Genomic DNA, 17,024 nt, shown 5'->3' on the forward strand with positions numbered 1-17,024 from the left:
TCATGCCCTCCCGGCAGCAAGTAAAACGGCCTCTTGCACCACATCGTCTGCCATCAGCAGCCGCTGGTCGCGGGCAACCCATATCGTGACGTCCAAGGATTCATCGGACGCCCGTTCAGAATGAAGATCGACGGCACGGTCGAGCACGAGCCCGGCCTTTTTCAGCCATTCATCCATAAGCGGATGCGAAAAGCCGAGCCGCACATGCGCATGCTCATCACGAAGATGCTCGAAGGAATGCGGTGCAAGATCGATGACGATCAGCCGGCCACCCGGACGCAACATGCGGGCGGCTTCGGAAAGCGCGATCTCCGGCTGGTCGAGAAAATGCAGAACCTGATGGATGACGATCAGATCGAAATCCTGGCCTTCCAGCGGCAGGTTGAGAATATCACCATGGCGAACGGATGCATTGACCACGCCCGCCTTGTCCAGATTGGAGCGCGCCACCGACAACATGTCGCGGCTGGCATCGACACCGATTGCCCGGCGATAGATGCCGCTCAGAAGCTGGAGGATGCGGCCCGTGCCAGTACCGAGATCGAGCAGCGAGTCGATCGGGGTGGTTCCGACCAGCTTCAGCAATGCACCTTCCACGGCCTCGTCGCTCACATGCAGGCGGCGCAGCTCGTCCCAGGCGGAGGCATTGCGGCTGAAATAATCCTGCGCCCGCTCCGCCCTTACCCGCTTGACGGTGGCAAGGCGTTCGCTGTCGCGCTGGAGAACGGCGTCAGAGGGCGATGCGGCGCCCAGCAGCTGCCTGATAACAACGGCGGGCTCTCCATCCTGCCGCAGGCGGAAATAGGCCCAGGCGCCTTCCTGATAGCGCTCGATCAACCCCTCTTCCGTCAAAAGCTTGAGATGACGGGAAATACGGGGCTGCGACTGGCCGAGAATTTCGGTGAGATCGGTGACGGTCAGATCGCCGGCCGCCAGAAGCGCCAGCAAGCGAAAGCGCGTCGGCTCGCCGGCCGCCTTCAAGAGATCCACCAATTTATCCAAACCGAACGCCACGTCTGCCGCACCTTGCAATCTAATCAACATATAAAGATATCTTTATGTCGGCGTCACGCGAGATGCAAGCGCAATTTGCCACGCTCTCCCCTTAAGCCCCATTTATTGCATCAAAAAAGGCCCGCTTTTGGGCGGGCCTTTCTGAAGTGATCCGAGAACAGGATTAGCGCGTCAGGCGCTTGTAGCTGACGCGGCCGGGCTTGATGCTCTCAGGGCCGAGACGACGGACCTTGTCCTTTTCATAGTCTTCGAAGTTGCCTTCGAACCATTCCACGTGGCTGTCACCCTCGAAGGCGAGGATGTGAGTGGCCAGACGGTCGAGGAACATGCGATCGTGGCTGATGATAACGGCGCAACCGGCGAAGGCTTCCAGCGCTTCTTCGAGCGCTGCCAGCGTTTCCGTATCAAGGTCGTTGGTCGGTTCGTCGAGCAGCAGCACGTTGCCGCCTGCCTTCAGCATCTTGGCAAGGTGAACGCGGTTACGCTGACCACCGGAGAGGTTGCCGACCTTCTGCTGCTGATCGCCGCCCTTGAAGTTGAAGGCGCCGCAATAAGCGCGGGAGTTCGTTTCGAACTTGCCGAGCTTGATGATGTCGTTGCCGCCGGAGATTTCCTCCCAGACGGTTTTGTCACCCGCCAGCGTATCGCGGCTCTGGTCGACGTAACCAAGGTGCACGGTCTCACCAATGGTCACCGAACCGCTATCGGGCTTTTCCTGACCGGTGATCATGCGAAACAGCGTGGTTTTACCCGCACCGTTTGGGCCGATGACGCCGACGATGCCGCCCGGAGGCAGCTTGAAGGTGAGGTTTTCGATCAGAACCCGGTCACCATAGGACTTTGTGAGGTTTTCCGCCTCGATAACGACGCGGCCCAGACGCTCGGCGACCGGAATGACGATCTGCGCGTCGCCGGGACGGCGATTTTCAGCGGCTTCCACCAGTTCGTCATAAGCGCGGATACGCGCCTTTGACTTCGTCTGGCGAGCCTTGGGGCTGGAAGCGATCCACTCCTGTTCGCGGCTGATGGCCTTCTGGCGCGAGGCGTCTTCGCGGGATTCCTGCTGCATGCGCTTGGCTTTTGCCTGCAGATAGGCGGAATAGTTGCCTTCGTAGGGAATACCACGGCCACGGTCGAGTTCGAGAATCCAGCCGGTGACGTTGTCGAGGAAGTAGCGATCGTGGGTGATCATCATCACGGCGCCGGGATAGTCGCGCAGGTGCTTTTCGAGCCAGGCGATGGTTTCAGCGTCAAGATGGTTGGTCGGTTCGTCGAGCAGCAGCAGGTCAGGCTGCGAAAGCAGCAGCTTGCAGAGCGCCACGCGGCGACGCTCACCACCCGAAAGGCCGGTTACTGCCGAGTCGCCAGGCGGGCAACGCAGCGCATCCATGGCCATTTCGACCTGATTTTCCAGATCCCACAGGTTCTGGCTGTCAATGATGTCCTGAAGCTTTGCGCCCTCATCCGCCGTTTCGTCGGAATAGTTCATCATCAGCTCGTTGTAGCGGTCGACGATTGCCGTCTTGCTCGCCACACCTTCCATGACGTTTTCCATCACGGTCTTGTTTTCGTCGAGCTTCGGCTCCTGCTCGAGATAACCGAGCGTCGCACCCTCAGCGAGCCAGGCCTCACCGGTATATTCCTTGTCGAGACCGGCCATGATCTTCAAAACGGTCGACTTACCGGCACCGTTCGGACCGAGGATACCGATCTTGGCATCTGGATAGAAGGAGAGATGGACGTTCTCAAGAACCTTCTTCGCGCCATAGGACTTGTTCAGCCCGGCCATGTGATAGATGAATTGACGTGCCATTGTAGCGAATGCTCCACATCGGATTTTAAAGAGTACGTATCGGGAAATTTGCCGCTATGTAGGGTAAATAGGACCTTGGGGCAACCTCTGGCACGATTATGACCCCATGATTATGACAAGGGATACCATGGCAGGCACGGGCGAAAGCATGAATGAGACGACGGATGACTTGACGTTCAGCCGGATTGAGAGGCTCGACGCTCCATCAGGCGCATCCATCGCCTTTCGCCACCAGCCCTCTGCCCTTTCTCCGGCGCGCGGCGTGCTGATGATCTGCCACGGCCTGGTGGAGCACGCCGGCCGTTACCGCCGTTTTGCCGATGTCATGGCAAAGCAGGGTTTCGAGGTCTATGCCCACGATCATCGTGGCCATGGCCGCACAAAGGCTGCCGATGCGCCGATTGGCCGCTTCGCCTGGAAGGACGGAGCCGAGAAGGTCGTTGCCGATGTCATGGCGATGCGCCGGATGGTCGGCGAAAGACATCCCGGCCTGCCGGTCATCCTGTTCGGCCATTCCATGGGCGGCCTTGTGGCGCTCAACACCGCCGTCAGCCATCCGGATGCCTTTGATGGTCTGTCCATCTGGAATTCCAACCTCAATCCCGGTGTCATGGGCCGTCTTGCACAGATTGTGCTGCGCCTTGAAAAGATGCTGAAAGGCTCTGATGTGCCGAGCGCCATCCTGCCCAAAGCAACCTTCCGTGCCTGGAATGCCAGAATGCCGGAAAAACGCACTCATGCGGACTGGCTGAGCCATGACAGGGCAGCGGTGGACGCTTATGTGGAGGATCCGCTTTGCCAGTTCGAGGCCAGCGTCTCCCTGTGGCAGGATGTTTTTGAATTGTCCTATCGTGCGCCGAGGCTCATCGAACGCCTGCCGAAGACGCTGCCGATTTTGCTTGTCAGCGGCGATCAGGATGCCGCGACCAATGACGGCAAGGAGATCGTCTGGCTTGCCGAACGCTTCCGCAAAGCGGGTTTCGGCCATGTCGAACACACGATCTATCGGGGCATGCGCCACGAAACCCTGAACGAGATCGGCTGGCATGCCGTGGCTGCGGATTTCGCCGCCTGGTGCAGCCGCGTCGTTGGCAACTGACGAGCCTTTGCCGAAACGGAATAAGTCCATGAGATAAAATCACATGCGGCAATGCGGGGAGACGTCTATAAACCGGCAAGCAGAAAACACCGGGGGACAAATGACCGAAACGCCGAACAGGAAACCGCCACTATCAGGCATTCGCGTCATCGAACTGGCGCGTGTTCTGGCCGGTCCCTGGGCGGGGCAGATGCTGGCCGATATGGGTGCGGATGTCATCAAGGTCGAGAACCCTGAAGGTGGAGACGATACCCGCGCATGGGGTCCGCCCTTTGTCGAAAGCGCCGATGGTGAAAACCTCTCCGCCGCCTATTACCATGCCACCAATCGCGGCAAACGCTCCATCGTCGCCGATCTCAAGACGGCGGAAGGCTGTGCGCTGGTGCGGCGGCTCGTGCGAACCGCCGATGTTGTCATCGAGAATTTCAAACGCGGCGGGCTTGCCAAATATGGCCTCGACTATGAGAGTCTCAGGGTTCTCAATCCGAAGCTGATCTATTGCTCCATCACCGGCTTCGGCCAGACCGGGCCCTATGCCGATTTCGCCGGTTACGACTATATCGTGCAGGGCATGTCCGGTTTCATGTCGATCACCGGCGAACCCGACGGTCAGCCTATGAAGGCGGGCGTTGCCGTTGCCGATATCTTCACCGGCATCTATTCCGTGTCAGCCATTCAGGCCGCCCTCATCCACGCCATGCGGTCAGGTGAAGGCCAGCATATCGACATGGCGCTTCTGGACGTGCAGTCGGCCGTGCTCGCCAACCAGAATATGAATTACCTGATTTCCGGCAATGCCCCCGTCAGGCTCGGCAACGCCCATCCGAATATTTCCCCCTATGAGGTGGTGCCGACGGCTGATGGTTTCCTGATCCTAGCGGTCGGCAATGACGGCCAGTTCCGCCGTCTCTGCAAGATCCTCGGAATCGAGGCGACCGCCGATGACGAACGTTTCGCCACCAACAAGGCGCGCGTGGCGCATAAGGCAGAGGTGCGGCGGATCGTTTCCACCGAAACGCTGAAATGGCAGAAGCGCGATCTTCTGACCGCCTGCGAGCAGAACGCCGTACCGGCCGGGCCAATCAACTCCATCGAGGAAATGTTCGCCGATCCACAGGTTCAGGCACGCGGCCTGCGTGTTGATCTCGAGGCGCAGGATGGCACCGTCATCCCCGGTGTGCGGACACCGATTATCATGTCACAGACGCCGCTGCGTTACGAACGCCCGAGCCCGAAGCTTGGCGAGCATCAGGCGCAAGTGCTGGCCGAACTGGATAACATCGAAAGGACCACGACGCCATGAAAGCAACCGGAATGAAAAGAACAGGCGGACAACTGATCGTCGAAGCGCTGAAAGCCAATGGCGTCTCCCGCGTTTCCTGCGTTCCCGGTGAAAGCTATCTGGCGGTGCTGGACGCGCTCTATGAAAGCGGCATCGAAACCGTGGTCTGCCGCCAGGAAGGCGGCGCTGCCATGATGGCCGACACCTGGGGCAGGCTGACCGGCGAACCCGGCATCTGCATGGTAACGCGCGGTCCCGGCGCCACCAACGCCTCGGCCGGCCTGCATATCGCGAGGCAGGATTCCATTCCGATGATCCTGTTCATCGGCCAGGTACAGCGCGAAGCCCGCGAGCGTGAGGCGTTTCAGGAAGTGGAATATCGCCGCGCCTTCACCGAATTCGCCAAATGGGTGGGCGAGATCGACGATGCGCGCCGCATTCCGGAATTCGTCACCCGCGCCTTTGCCGTCGCCACCTCCGGCCGCCCCGGCCCCGTGGTGCTGACGTTACCCGAAGACATGCTGGTTGAAGAGGTTGAAGCCCCCGAGGCAAAGCCCTATACGCCGGTCGAAGCGCATCCCGGCCCGTCGCAGATCGCCGCTTTCTCAAAAATGCTGGGCGAGGCCAAGCGGCCAATCTTCATCATCGGCGGCACACGCTGGTCCGAAGAAAGCGTCGCAAGCTTCACGGCTTTTGCCGAAAGAAACAAACTGCCCGTCGGCTGCTCCTTCCGTCGCCAGATGCTGTTCGATCACTTGAGCCCATCTTACGCGGGCGATGTCGGCATCGGCATCAACCCGGCCTTGGCGAAGGAAATCAAGGAAGCCGACCTCGTGGTGCTGCTCGGCGGTCGCCTCTCGGAAATGCCTTCCTCCGGCTACACGCTGATCGACATTCCCTACCCGTCGCAGAAACTTGTGCACATCTACCCGGAAGCCGAAGAGCTTGGCCGCGTCTATCGCCCCGATCTCGCAATCTGCGCCTCACCGCATGATTTCGTCGCCGCCCTTTCTTCCGTAACGCTCCCCGATAACGCCGCCTGGGCGGACCGCACGGCCACCATGCATTCGGCTTACCTCACCTGGTCGACACCGCCGCAGACCGGTCCGGGCGCGGTGCAGATGGGTCCGATCATGGACTGGATCGAGGCCAACGTGCCGGATGATGCCATCTTCACCAATGGCGCGGGCAACTATGCCACCTGGGTACACCGCTTCCACCGCTTCCGCCGCTTCAACACTCAATCGGCGCCGACCTCCGGCTCGATGGGTTACGGCCTGCCCGCGGCTGTGGCCGCCAAGCACCTGTTTCCCGAGCGCGAGGTGATCTGCTTTGCCGGTGATGGCTGCTTCATGATGCATGGGCAGGAATTCATCACCGCCGTGCGGTATGGACTGCCTATCATCACCGTGCTGGTCAATAACGGCACCTATGGCACGATCCGCATGCATCAGGAACGGGAATATCCCGGCCGCGTCAGCGGCACCGATCTCGTCAACCCGGATTTCGCGGCCTTCGCAAAGGCCTATGGTGGCCACGGCGAAACGGTCGAAAAGACGCAAGACTTCGCCGCCGCCTTCGAACGCGCCCGGGCAAGCGGCAAGCCCGCCATTATCGAGGTGAAGCTGGATGCCGAAGCGATCACGCCAACCCGCACGCTGACCCAGATCAGAAGCCGGACCTGATATTGCGCATGGACATGGCTCCGGCATGGTGTAAATCCTGACTAGAACATACAGGTTAGGAAACGACATGCCGGATGCAGCCCCTCCCGTCATCACCCCACGCGGCGCAAAGATCGAACCTTCGGCCGGTGCGCCATTCGAGGCCGTGCGCGTGGCACTCGATGTCCTGCACACATCCCGCACAGCGGCGCTCGCGACCCTCGATCCGGTCAGCGGTTATCCCTATACGACCGCCACCAATATCGGCATAGAGCCGGATGGTACGCCGTTCTTCTTCGCGGCGGGCCTGACGCTGCATGCCCGAAACATGGAGGCCGACCCGCGTATGTCGTTGACACTTGCCCCCTTCGGCAAGGGTGACGCGCTGACGCTGCCCCGGCTGACACTGGTAGGCAAGGCGGAACTGATCGATCCGAAAGAAGTGCCGCTTGCCAGACAGCGCTACATCGACCGCTATCCCAAGGCAAAACTCTACCTCTCTCTTCCCGATACAAGGCTCTACCGGCTGCGGACAGAGGGCGTGCAGATCAATGGTGGCCCTGCCCGCAACGCCAGCAACATCACACCTGCCGATCTGCGCAGTGACCTTTCCGGCGCGGAACAGCTGATGGCTGCGGCAGCGGACGAGGCCGCGCGCCTCAACGCCATCAAGGGCGAGGCATCACGGCTGGCCGCTCTTGCGGGTGCGAAAACCGCACGCTGGAAAATCACTTCCATAGACCCTGATGGTATCGACCTCGCCTCAACCAACGACCTGGCACGGCTGTGGTTTGCAGAACGGGTGAAGACGTTGAAGCAGCTTGAGAAGGCGCTTGCTTAGCTTCTGAAATGAAGGGCGCAAGCGATTCACAAACCTGGGACAATCGCCTCTCCTCCATCATGCTCGGGCCTGTCCCGAGCATCTGCTACCTATCAATTAGCGATACGTGATTGGCTCCTCGGGACAAGCCCGAGGATGACAAAACGAGCGTTTCGAATTTTCCCAACAAAAAAGGCCGGGCTGCATTCCGCAACCCGGCCTGTCTCAAAATCAAACCGTTACTCAAAGAGCAGCGGTAACGATGAACTCAACCTTGTAGTCCGGAGTAGCAAGCGCCGCTTCGCTGGTGGCGCGGGCCGGCGGGTTTGCCGGGTCGATCCAGCCTTCCCAGACGGCGTTCATTTCGCCGAAGGTGGACATGTCGGAGAGGTAGATGATGGTCTGCAGGATCTTCGACTTGTCGGAACCGGCAGCGGCCAGCAGACGATCGACTTCAGCCAGCGCCGACTTGCTCTGATCGGTCACGGACACGCCCTCACCGACCTGGCCGGCCAGATAAACGGTGTTGCCGTGGATGACGGCGCCGCTCATGCGCTTGCCCGGTTCGATACGCTTGATGGTCATGGAAAACTCCTGTTGATTGGCTTTAGAAAATCGAATTATCCGCGGAAAATCAGCCGCGCAGGTGGTGGGTCTTTTCGTAGATCGCGGTCGAGCGCGCGCCGGAACGGCAATAGCCGAGCATCGGGCGCTGCAATTCGTCAAGCGCATCCACCATGCCGGTAACCGCATCCGCATCGACGCCGTAGCGGCCAACCGGTACATGCACGATGGTCAGGCCAAGCTGTTCGGCACGCTCGGCAATATCGGCGAAAAGCGGCTGGCCTTCTTCTTCGCCGTCAGGGCGGTGGCAGACGATCGACTTGAAGCCGAGTGCCTTGACCTCGTCGAGATCGGCAACGCTGATCTGTCCCGTGACCGAATATTCGTCGTCTATGCGCCTGATATCCATAATAATGCCTCCGCTTAAACCGGCGCCTTGGCGCCGCTGGCACGCTGTCGCCACTGTCTGAAATCCGCAACCGATGTAAGGGCTCAAAACTCTTGCGTCAATGATGCGGCGCCTTCATTCGGTACGCCATTCAGTCCCCTATTCAGAGGATGGAAAAGCGAAGACCATAGGAGCGGCTTTCGCCCGGCTGCAGCATATTGAACTCGCCGGCAGCCTCAAGCTCGCCGCGCCCCACCCAGCGGTGCGAAACCGGTTCGATGCCAAGCACATTGGCCGGATCCTTCTGGTTCCGCCACATCTGCAGATAGGGCAACGTCTCCGTGCCGAAACGTACTTTCAGCGTCTTGCCGCCAATTGCGGCAATCGGACCGAGAGCTAGTTCCGCCCATTCGTCCTGACCGGCGGGTACACAGAACACCGTGCCCGGCTCCTCGCCAAAGCGCCAGCCATGACCACCGCCATCAAGCATGGCACCTTCCAGACGAACGGCCTCGTCAAACAGCCGCGCGCCGACATTCATGTGGTACATCAGAAAAACCGGGATCGGCCGCGAACTCGTATTGACGATCCGGTCATCGAGGCTGACTTCGCCGCTTTCGCCATCGATGCGCCATGTCCGCTCGAGAAGGGCCGTGCCGCCATCGGCAAGGTTCACGGGAACCTCGGCACGCGCCAATGCATTGGACTCATGAACGCCGAAGGCAACTATCTTGGCGGGATGCGCGGAGAAGGACCCATGCAACGGATATCGACGCCCCTCGCCCTCACCGCCGATCGGTTCGGGATGGCGGATATGATCGGGACCGCAGGTGAACAGAAAGCCTTCCAGCGAATGGTCGATGCGCGGATCGCCATCATCTGGAATGGCACGGCCGGGCGCGATGTCGATACCATCGACAACACAGGCGCCAATATCGAAAACGGAGGTTTCATCGAGGAAAATGCATGGCGATTTGCCGGCCTGAAACGAACGCAAGACAACCTCCCTGTGGCAGTAAAAGCGCAATAATCACGGAAACGCTACTAACCGTGACGTAAATTAAGATTGCTTTAACCGTGAATTCACCTTTTTCACAATAGGGTCAAGATTACGGTGTGTTTATCGATGAACGAAGTAAGGGATAGCAGAATCGTGAAACAGTTTGTTAACGCAGCTCTGGGTCTGGCGATTGCCTTGGCGGCGGTTTGCGCGCCTCTACAGGCTGGCGCGCAGCAGCGTTATGGCTATCAGGAACAGCCGGTTCTGGTGACGCCGGATGGCCGTGTTCTCGACTTCGTGCCCCAACGTGGCGACATCGTCATCAGTCGCGACAATATGGGCCGCACGGTATTTTATGACCGGTACGGCAATCTGCTGGCCACTGAAATGCCGTCAGGCTATCAGCAGCGGCAACAGGTACAGCAACGCGACACCACCTACTATCCCCCGGCCCCCGGCGGTGAATATCGTGAGCCGCAGCGCGATTACGGTTATCAGGATAATGGAAGCGTGCGCGATTACCGCGAATATCGCGGCAATGGTTCCGGCGATGATGTCTATACCGGCTCGGTTCCCGGCCCGGGCGCCGTCGAAAGCGCGCCGCTCAACCAGCCGATGCCCGAAGAAAGCACCACGGCTGCCGTTCCGCAGCCGCAGCACCTGATCGAGCGCCACACGCCTGTCACCACACCGGTCAACCGGTCCCGCCAGGAGATCGTGGCACTTCAGACCTTCCTCGACCGCGAAGGCATCTCGCCCGGCGTGATCGATGGCAAGATGGGCGACAACGTCAACAAGGCGATTGCCGCCTGGCAGGACATGACCGGCGAAAAGCTCGACCCGAACAATTCCGAGGACATTCTCGAGCGTCTGCGCGCCTCCGGCGGCATGCCGATCGTCGATTATACGATCACCGCAGCCGATGCAGCCGGCCCCTATGTCGCTTCCATTCCGGATGACTATGCGGAGAAGTCGCAGCTACCCGCCCTCTCCTTCACCTCCACGTCGGAGGCGTTGGCCGAACGCTTCCACATGGACGAGACCTATCTGAAAGAACTGAACCCCGGCATCGATTTTTCCGTGCCCGGCACCATCATCAAGGTCGTCAATCCGGGGGAACCGAAAAAGGGACAGGTGGCCCGCATCGTCGCGCATAAGGGCATCAAGCAGGTCTTCGCTTATGGAGAGGATGGTGCTCTGATCGCCGCCTATCCCGCCACCATCGGTTCTACGGACACGCCTTCGCCAAGCGGCACACACACCGTCGAGCGCGTCGCGCTTAATCCGGGTTACACTTACAATCCGAAGATCAACTTCAGGCAGGGCCAGAACGACAAGATCCTGCAAATTCCGCCCGGTCCAAACGGCCCTGTCGGCACAGTCTGGATTGCCCTTTCCAAACCGACCTACGGTATCCACGGCACGCCGGAACCCTCGAAGATCGGCAAGACCAACAGCCACGGCTGTATCCGCCTCACCAACTGGGATGCGACGGAGCTGGCAAAAATGGTCCGACCCGGCGTCGTGGTTGAGTTCGCGGAATAGGATTGACCGCGAAGACGAATTGCAAAAGCCCGGCGGATGCCATTCCGCCGGGCTTTTTCGTTGATGAATGTTATCCGCGCTTTTCAGTCAGGAAGTAAAGCAGCGCCGCCGCTGGTAAAGCAAAGCCGACCCAGGACGCAGCACCCCATTCCCCGACGGAATAGGCCCAGCCGCCGACGGCAGAGCCAATCGCACCGCCCATGAAAAATGTCGCCATGTAGACGCCGTTCAGACGGCTGCGGAATTCCGCCCCGAGCGTGAAGATGGCGCGCTGACCCAGCACCAGATTGGTGGTGACGCCGAAATCGAGAACGATGGCGGCGACCACGAGAATGCCGAGTGCCAGATGCGATCCTTCCGGCGCAAGATGCGTGACGGCGAATGACAGCGCCGCTGCCACCATCGCGGCAAAAGTAGCGGCATAGGTCCAGCCCCGGTCAGCCATGCGCCCCGCAATCGGTGCGGCGACGGTGCCTGCTGCACCGGCAAGGGCAAACAGCGCAATCTGGCCCTGGCTGAGATTGAAATGCGGCCCGCTCAGATAAAGCGGCGTCGTCGTCCAGAACAGGCTGAAGGCAGCAAACAGGAAGGCGTGATAGATCGCCCGCCGCCGCAGGATAGGCGTATGGGCGGCAAGCCTGCCCATGGAGGCCATCAACGCCCCATAACCCAGCCTTGCCTCAGGCACACGAACGGGCAAAAGGCGATAGAGCACAATGGCGAGAATTGCCATGACGCCAGCCGAAGTCAGGAACACACCGCGCCAGGAGACCACTTCCGACAGGATGCTGGAAACCGGGCGCGCCAGCATAATACCGGCCATCAATCCGCTCATGACATTGCCGACCACCCGCCCTCGAACAGCGTGCGGCGCCATGTGCGCCGCATAGGGAACGATAACCTGCACCGCGACCGAACTAATACCGACCAGAAAGGCCGCAATCAGAAAAGGTGCCGCATGCGGGGCAAAAGCCGCCGCGAGGAGCGCAAGCACCGCCATCGAAACGGTGCTGACGACCAGCCTGCGATTCTCGACCAGATCGCCAAGCGGCACGACGAACAGCAGGCCGACGCCGTAGCCGATCTGCGTCAGGGTCACGATCAGACCGGTTGCGCCGGCAGACAGGCCAAGCTCCGCTCCGATGATGCCGGCAAGGGGCTGGCCATAATAAAGATTAGCCGCAATCAGTCCGCAGGCGGTAGCCAGCAGAAAAGTCAGGGCCGGGGAAATGGATGTTTCGTAAACATCCTCCCCTTCAACTACACGCGTCGTCATCATTTTCTCCAAAATGGAAACGAATGTTTCCTAAATAGCCACAAAATCATTCGGCAAGTTTCAGGGCGATATCCACCACGGCCGTCATCTCTTCCAGACTGCGCCCGGTCTTTCCCACCACCCGCATGCCGTACATCATGCACAACATCGCTCTGGCGAGATCATCGGGATCGGTCTTCGACTGCACTGAACCGTCCCTCTGCCCCTCAGCCACCAGTCGGGCAACGATCCGCTCCCTCGCCTTCACCGCCCGCTCGACCACGACAGCGATATCGTCGTCCAGTGCGGCGAGATCGGCGGCGGCGCCAACCACGAGGCATCCATCCGAACCGGTGGCACCGTGCGACCGTTCCGCATAAAACATCAGGCCGGCTCGCAAACGCTCGTAACCGGTATCATAACCGGCAACGGCGGCTTCAAACCGCTCCGTCTGCAAGGTCCTGTAGCGCTCCATCGTCGCGATGAAGATGGATTTCTTGTCCTTGAAAGCCTTGTAGAGACTGCCCTGCGCCAGTTCCATCGCATCTGTAAGATCACCGACAGAGGTGGCGTGATACCCGCGCCTAGAAAAAACACGGATTGCTCCATCAAGCGCGCGGTCGATATCGAACTCGCGCGGCCTGCCGCGATGGCGTTGTTCCGGGGAATTGGTGTGGCTGGTATCGGTCATGATCGCAATATAGGAAATGATCATTTCCAAATCAAGCAAAAATAATGCCCGCACCTCCAGCAGTCCGGGCATTGGCAGTGTTTTCAAGCCGCCTTGCGGGTGAAAAAGCGCGCGGGTTGCGTACCGAACCGCGATAGGCGTTTCGGCAAAAGGCCTAGCACCTCGCTCGCGAATGCTTTCGCATTCTCCACCGCCTTGTCGATATTGCTGACCTTGTCCTTGTCGAGACAGAGAAGCGTTCCGCCATAATCGAAGATATCGCGATAAGCCGCTCTTTCGACAATCGGCGTATTCAGAACCGAAACGTTCTTCTCGGCCAGCAGCATTTTGACGAGCAGCAGCGAGCGGGTCGCCACCATGGCATTGACCCGCGTCAGCACGATGGAGTGGGCGATCGCCTTGCCCATCTTGCGGTTCAGGAACTCGATATGGTCAAGAACCTCGGCAGCCCCACGCGCATCCATGGCGCAGCCCTGCACCGGTATCAGCACATGGTCGGAAATACCAAGCGCCATGGTCAGAAGCGGGTTTTTCGCTCCCGGCAGATCGATGATGAAACAGTCGGTATTGGCATTGTTTTCGCGGATATGCCCCTCGAGGGACGCCATCGTGACATGCGAAATTACCGAGAGATTTTCGATCTCGCCTGATAATTCGTGCCAGCGGGAAATCCACAATTGCGGATCGGCATCCAGAACCGTTACGCGGTGGCCGCTGCGGGCAAGTTCGGTTGCCAGAAGCAATACGGCAGTTGTTTTTCCCGCGCCGCCCTTGGTGTTGGCAAAAGTAATGACAGGCATGATATCCCCTGATGATCAGAGCCGTTTCATGCTCATTCATGCACCGAACCAATCATGGTGCTTTCCATAACCTTAACGAACATGGTTAAGAAAAGACTAAGATCGTTTGTGTGGACAACAAAAAGCCCGCGATAAATCGCGGGCTTTTGCCATCTGATTGATCACGCCAGCTTTCGGCAGGAACCCACATCGTCCGCGCGCAGGCGGCCGGCTTTTAGATCCTCGTACTTCGGCAAGTTCAGGGAACTGCCCAGCCTTTTCTCAACGGTTGCACGATCAAGCGTAATCATGCGTCCGGCGCTGGTGAAGGACACCATGCCGTTCTTTCCAGAATACGCCATAGTCGCGCGCATTTCACAGAAATAGCGGTCTGAACCCCTGGACAAATTCCATCCCCGGATTCCCGCCTTATTGCTCGACAGAGCTCCGACTTTGTAACCTTGACCGGAAAGTTCCCTGAAAGAAGCGGCCTGCGCCACAAGGGGCAGGCTTAGAAACGCCACTGCGAGCAATGGCGAAAAAACTGAAAATCTCATGGCTGCCATAACTACCCTTTAAAAGCAGTCCTCAAACAATTTCCTGGTATTCTCCAGCGTCATCGGCACCGGATTGCCGCCGCAGCTCGGATCCTTGATCGCTTCTGCCGCCAGTTCGTCGATGCGGTCAGGCTTAATGCCCATGGCGGTCAGGTTATCAGGCACGCCGAGTTCCTTGCGAAGCTCCAGCACATAATCATAGAAACCATCGAAACCGCCCGAAATGCCGAGATATGCGGCAGCGCGGGCAATCTTGTCTTCGATGGCCGGGCGGTTGAAACGCAGGACGGCAGGCATGACCACGGCATTGGTCATGCCGTGATGGGTGTTATAGACAGCGCCGATCGGATGCGAGAGCGAGTGAATGGCGCCGAGACCCTTCTGGAAGGCAACCGCCCCCATCGCAGCCGCCGCCATCATATTGGTGCGCGCTTCGATATCCGTGCCGTCATTATAGGCGCGTGGCAGGAATTCCTTGACCAGACGCAGGCCTTCAAGCGCAACGCCGGCGCTCATCGGATGGAAGAACGGCGACGAATAGGCTTCGAGGCAATGGGCAAAGGCGTCCATGCCCGTGCCCGCCGTGATGACCTTCGGCATGCCGACCGTCAGTTCCGGATCGCAGATGACGACGCCGGGCAAAAGCTTCGGATGGAAGATGATCTTCTTCACATGGGTCCGCGAATTGGTGATGACGCTGGCGCGGCCAACTTCCGAACCGGTGCCCGCCGTCGTCGGAACCGCGACGATGGGCGCAATCTTCGAGGCGTCCGCCCGCGTCCACCAGTCACCGATATCCTCGAAATCCCAGACCGGACGCGTCTGCCCGGCCATGAATGCGATGGTCTTGCCAAGATCGAGGCCGGAACCACCGCCGAAGGCGACGACGCCGTCATGGCCGCCATCGCGATAGGCTTTTACACCGGCTTCCATGTTGATTTCGTTGGGGTTCGGATCGACATCGGCGAAGATCGCCCGGCCGAGCCCAGCCTCTTCCAGTACATCGAGCGCATGCGCGGTAATCGCCATATTGGCAAGGCCGCGATCCGTGACGAGAAGCGGCTTCTTGATGCCGAGCGTCTTGCAGGCTTCCGCCAGTTCCTTGATCCGGCCACGGCCAAGCTTGACGGCGGTGGGATAGCTCCAGTTGGCGACGATATTCATTTCGTGACTTTCTTCAGATGGTAGGATTTCGGTCGGGTCAGGTTCTGGAAACCGAGAACGGAAAGCGAGCCGCCACGGCCCGTTTCCTTCACACCTGTCCAGCAGAGCGCGGGATCGAGATAATCCGCACGGTTCATGAACACGGTGCCGGTTTCGATCTCACGGCCGATACGCCCGGCACGCGCTGCATCCTGCGTCCAGAGCGATGCGGTGAGGCCATATTTGCTGTCATTCATCAGGGCGATGGCCTCGTCGTCGTTCTTCACCTTCATGATGCCAAGAGCGGGGCCGAAGGTTTCTTCGGTCATGAACTCCATGGAATGATCGACATTGACGAGCACTTGCGGAGCGACGTAAGCGCTCTCGCCGTCATCGGCAGGGAAAAGCTTGGGATCGACCAAAGCCTTGGCGCCCTTTGAGACGGCATCAGCGATCTGTGCGCGCACCACCTTGGCGAAACGCTTGTTGGCCATCGGCCCGAGTGTCGTTTCCTGTTCCAGCGGATTGCCGAGCCTGTAGTTGGACACCCACGCCACGGACTTCTCGACGAATGCGTCATAGAGGTTTTCGTTGACGTAGATACGCTCGATGCCGCAGCAGCATTGCCCGGAATTATAGGTCGCGCCATCCATCAGCGTATCGACGGCAGCGTCGAGATCAGCATCCTCCATCACATAGCCGGGGTCCTTGCCGCCGAGTTCAAGCCCTAGACCGGTGAAGGTGCCGGCAGCAGCACGCTCAATGGCTCGGCCGCCTTCCACCGAACCGGTGAAGTTGACGAAATTGAACAGGCCTTCGGAGATCAGCGCCGAGGTCGTGCCGTGATCGAGGAAGACATTGATGAAGACATCGTCAGGCACGCCCGCCTCGACGAAAGCCCGCACCATCCGCTCGCTGACGAGAAGCGTTTGCGCCGCATGTTTGATGACAACTGTGTTGCCGGCCATCAGAGCCGGGGCAACGGTATTGATCGCCGTCATGTAGGGATAGTTCCACGGCGCGATGACGAAGACCACGCCATGTGCTTCGCGCTCGATGCGGCGTTCGAAATTGCCGCTTTCCTCGATGACGAGTGGCGCCAGCGCATCCGCGGCAATGGAGGCGACATAATTGGAGCGCTCGTTGAAGCCCTTGAACTCGCCGCCATAACGAACCGGGCGGCCCATCATATGCGCCAGTTCCGGCACCACCTCGGCCACCATTTCGTTAAGGCGCGCCACACCCTTGAGAACCAGCTGAACGCGGTCCTCAAGCGGACGTCGCGCCCAGTCCTTCTGCGCCTTGCGCGCTTTCGAAACGGCGGCGCGCGCCGCTTCCAGCGACATCGCCTCCCGCTCGGCATAAACCGAGCCGTCGATGGGCGAGATATTCTGGATCATGGTCATGATG

General features: G+C 59.5%; 16 protein-coding genes. 5 read left to right on the top strand and 11 right to left on the bottom strand.

Annotation, left to right across the window (positions count from 1 at the left end; genetic code table 11):
* Both QE432_RS22995 and ettA read right to left on the bottom strand, forming a co-directional pair.
* A complete protein-coding gene (locus QE432_RS22995) occupies positions 1–1,014 on the bottom strand; it encodes an ArsR/SmtB family transcription factor (RefSeq protein WP_019565268.1) in 1,014 nt (337 codons plus the stop codon).
* Between the two features lie 163 nt (positions 1,015–1,177).
* Positions 1,178–2,827, bottom strand: coding sequence for an energy-dependent translational throttle protein EttA (gene ettA, locus QE432_RS23000; protein ID WP_003513287.1), 1,650 nt, complete (start codon positions 2,825–2,827; stop codon positions 1,178–1,180).
* Positions 2,828–2,954: 127 nt separating this feature from the next.
* On the opposite strand from ettA, the gene QE432_RS23005 reads away from it, so the two are divergent.
* The 4 genes from QE432_RS23005 to QE432_RS23020 all read left to right on the top strand — a co-directional run bounded on the left by QE432_RS23005 (position 2,955) and on the right by QE432_RS23020 (position 7,713).
* Complete coding sequence (locus QE432_RS23005) at positions 2,955–3,926, top strand: alpha/beta fold hydrolase (protein ID WP_174075427.1); 972 nt, start codon at positions 2,955–2,957, stop codon at positions 3,924–3,926.
* Between the two features lie 100 nt (positions 3,927–4,026).
* On the top strand, positions 4,027–5,229 hold the full coding sequence (locus QE432_RS23010) for a CaiB/BaiF CoA transferase family protein (protein ID WP_080798121.1): 1,203 nt from the start codon (positions 4,027–4,029) through the stop codon (positions 5,227–5,229).
* A complete protein-coding gene (locus QE432_RS23015; protein WP_162701135.1) occupies positions 5,226–6,893 on the top strand; it encodes a thiamine pyrophosphate-binding protein in 1,668 nt (555 codons plus the stop codon). Before QE432_RS23010 ends, QE432_RS23015 begins: the two co-directional genes overlap by 4 nt.
* Positions 6,894–6,960: 67 nt before the next feature.
* Positions 6,961–7,713 (top strand): HugZ family pyridoxamine 5'-phosphate oxidase, encoded by a 753-nt coding sequence (locus tag QE432_RS23020; RefSeq protein ID WP_306625849.1) that lies wholly within the window; start codon positions 6,961–6,963, stop codon positions 7,711–7,713.
* A 222-nt stretch (positions 7,714–7,935) separates the two neighbouring features.
* Here QE432_RS23020 and QE432_RS23025 read toward each other — a convergent pair whose 3' ends face one another.
* The 3 genes from QE432_RS23025 to QE432_RS23035 form a co-directional block, all read right to left on the bottom strand.
* Positions 7,936–8,277 (bottom strand): RidA family protein, encoded by a 342-nt coding sequence (locus QE432_RS23025; RefSeq protein ID WP_003513295.1) that lies wholly within the window; start codon positions 8,275–8,277, stop codon positions 7,936–7,938.
* A 49-nt stretch (positions 8,278–8,326) separates the two neighbouring features.
* Positions 8,327–8,665: a TIGR01244 family sulfur transferase gene (locus QE432_RS23030; RefSeq protein ID WP_003513297.1), complete on the bottom strand. Its 339-nt coding sequence runs from the start codon at positions 8,663–8,665 to the stop codon at positions 8,327–8,329.
* A 142-nt stretch (positions 8,666–8,807) separates the two neighbouring features.
* Positions 8,808–9,641: an aldose 1-epimerase family protein gene (locus tag QE432_RS23035; protein ID WP_112682122.1), complete on the bottom strand. Its 834-nt coding sequence runs from the start codon at positions 9,639–9,641 to the stop codon at positions 8,808–8,810.
* A gap of 156 nt (positions 9,642–9,797) precedes the next feature.
* Here QE432_RS23035 and QE432_RS23040 point away from each other — a divergent pair, with 156 nt between their 5' ends.
* Positions 9,798–11,189 carry a L,D-transpeptidase family protein gene (locus tag QE432_RS23040; RefSeq protein WP_003513302.1) on the top strand — a complete coding sequence of 464 codons (1,392 nt, stop codon included), beginning with the start codon at positions 9,798–9,800 and terminating at the stop codon, positions 11,187–11,189.
* Positions 11,190–11,259: 70 nt separating this feature from the next.
* On the opposite strand, the gene QE432_RS23045 is transcribed toward QE432_RS23040, so the two are convergent.
* The 6 genes from QE432_RS23045 to QE432_RS23070 all read right to left on the bottom strand — a co-directional run bounded on the left by QE432_RS23045 (position 11,260) and on the right by QE432_RS23070 (position 17,020).
* Entirely contained in the window at positions 11,260–12,465 is a 1,206-nt protein-coding gene (locus tag QE432_RS23045; protein ID WP_306625851.1) for an MFS transporter, read from the bottom strand.
* Between the two features lie 46 nt (positions 12,466–12,511).
* Positions 12,512–13,159: a TetR/AcrR family transcriptional regulator gene (locus QE432_RS23050; RefSeq protein WP_026330777.1), complete on the bottom strand. Its 648-nt coding sequence runs from the start codon at positions 13,157–13,159 to the stop codon at positions 12,512–12,514.
* A gap of 59 nt (positions 13,160–13,218) precedes the next feature.
* On the bottom strand, positions 13,219–13,935 hold the full coding sequence (locus tag QE432_RS23055; RefSeq protein WP_038491666.1) for a ParA family protein: 717 nt from the start codon (positions 13,933–13,935) through the stop codon (positions 13,219–13,221).
* Between the two features lie 161 nt (positions 13,936–14,096).
* Positions 14,097–14,480, bottom strand: a complete 384-nt coding sequence (locus QE432_RS23060) for a hypothetical protein (protein ID WP_035251832.1) — start codon at positions 14,478–14,480, stop codon at positions 14,097–14,099.
* A 9-nt stretch (positions 14,481–14,489) separates the two neighbouring features.
* Positions 14,490–15,635, bottom strand: coding sequence for an iron-containing alcohol dehydrogenase (locus QE432_RS23065; RefSeq protein ID WP_306625853.1), 1,146 nt, complete (start codon positions 15,633–15,635; stop codon positions 14,490–14,492).
* On the bottom strand, positions 15,632–17,020 hold the full coding sequence (locus QE432_RS23070) for an aldehyde dehydrogenase family protein (protein WP_306625855.1): 1,389 nt from the start codon (positions 17,018–17,020) through the stop codon (positions 15,632–15,634). The genes QE432_RS23065 and QE432_RS23070 overlap by 4 nt, the downstream gene beginning before the upstream one ends.
* Positions 17,021–17,024: the final 4 nt, after the last annotated feature.

Origin of the sequence: Agrobacterium sp. SORGH_AS_0745, assembly GCF_030818995.1 — a bacterium.
Classification (GTDB): domain Bacteria; phylum Pseudomonadota; class Alphaproteobacteria; order Rhizobiales; family Rhizobiaceae; genus Agrobacterium; species Agrobacterium tumefaciens.